At 76.5% G+C, this 1,406-nt stretch carries 2 protein-coding genes; both read left to right on the forward strand.

Going from position 1 to position 1,406, the window contains the following annotated elements:
* On the forward strand, positions 1–904 hold a 904-nt coding region (locus GT042_RS27595), incomplete at its 5' end, for a glycoside hydrolase family 38 C-terminal domain-containing protein (RefSeq protein WP_237531264.1).
* On the forward strand, positions 897–1,406 hold a 510-nt coding region (locus tag GT042_RS27600; RefSeq protein WP_345943947.1), incomplete at its 3' end, for a helix-turn-helix domain-containing protein. The genes GT042_RS27595 and GT042_RS27600, both read left to right, overlap by 8 nt.

The following is a 1,406-nucleotide window of genomic DNA, read 5'->3' on the forward strand; positions in this document are numbered from 1 at the left end:
CCCGCGGCCCCGCGCCGGCTGCCGTGACCTCGACGCGGCGGGCTCGGTGGAGGTCACCGAGCACGGCCCCCTGCTGGCGGCGGTCAGGGTCGTACGGTCCACCGGGCGGTCCACCGTCGAGCAGGAGCTGTCCCTGGCCGCCGGGAGCAGGGTCCTCACCCTCGACACCGAGGTCGACTGGCGGGAGCGGGACACCCTCCTCAAGGCGTCCTGGCCGCTGGACGTGCACGCCGAACACAGCAGGGGCGAGATCCAGTTCGGCCATGTCGAGCGCCCCACGCACGACAACACCGCCCGGGACGCGGCCCGTTACGAGACCTGGGCGCACCGCTGGATCCATGTCGGCGAGCACGGCTGGGGGGTGGCGCTGGCCGGGGACTCCACGTACGGGTACGACGTGTCGCGCGCGACCCGCGCGGACGCCGGGACGACCACGACCGTACGGCTCTCCCTGCTGCGCGCCGCCCACAGCCCCGACCCGCACGCGGACCGCGGTCCCCAGCGCTTCCGGCACACCCTGCGCCCCGGCGCGGACGTGGGCGACGCGATCGCCGAGGGGTACGCGCTCAACCTGCCGCTGCGGCCGGGGCCGGCCGGGCGGGGCGTGTCCCCGCTGGTCGGCGTGGACAGCCCCGACGTGGTGGTGGAGGCGGTCAAGCTCGCGGACGACCGCTCGGGCGACGTGGTCGTCCGGCTCTACGAATCGCGCGGCGGCCGGGCCCGTACGACCCTCACCGCGGCCTTCCCGGTCGCGGCGGTGCACGAGACCGATCTGCTGGAGGAGACCCTGACTGTCCGTCAGCAGCGTTCCGGGTCCGTGGCGTTGACCCTGCGGCCGTTCCAGATCCTCACCCTGCGGCTGGTACGCGGGGACGGCCGGCGAACGGGGGACACCGGTGCCTGACGCGCGTCCGGCCACGAGGACGGGCGGCGGTCCGGCCGACCGGGCGGCCGGACCGCTGTCGGCCGAGCACCGGGCCGTCCTACGGCGCTGGGAGGCGGCGGGCGGGCCCCTGGCCACCCGCGCGAGTGTGGTCCTGCTCGCCGCCGACGGGCTGCGGGACGCCGAGATCTCGCGGCGGCTCGGGGTGTCCCGGCAGACCGTGGGCAACTGGCGGCAGCGGTGGACGAGCGCGGGGATCGACGGGCTGGAGCAGCGGCCCCGTACCGGCAGACCGGCGACGGTGGACGAGGCGGAGGTGGTCACCCGTACTCTGCTGGCGCCCGGCGGCAGCGGCGCGTCCCGGGCCGTGGCCCGGGAGTTGGGCCTCTCGCACGCGACGGTCGCGGGGATACGGCGGCGGTGGCGGCTGACTCCCGACGAGGCCCCGGCCCCGTCCGTACCGACCAGGCCGCCGCTGCCCGGTGCCGACGTGTGGGTGATGGGGCTGTACGTGGACCCGGAG

It is taken from the genome of Streptomyces sp. SID3212, assembly GCF_009865405.1.
Lineage (GTDB): Bacteria > Actinomycetota > Actinomycetes > Streptomycetales > Streptomycetaceae > Streptomyces.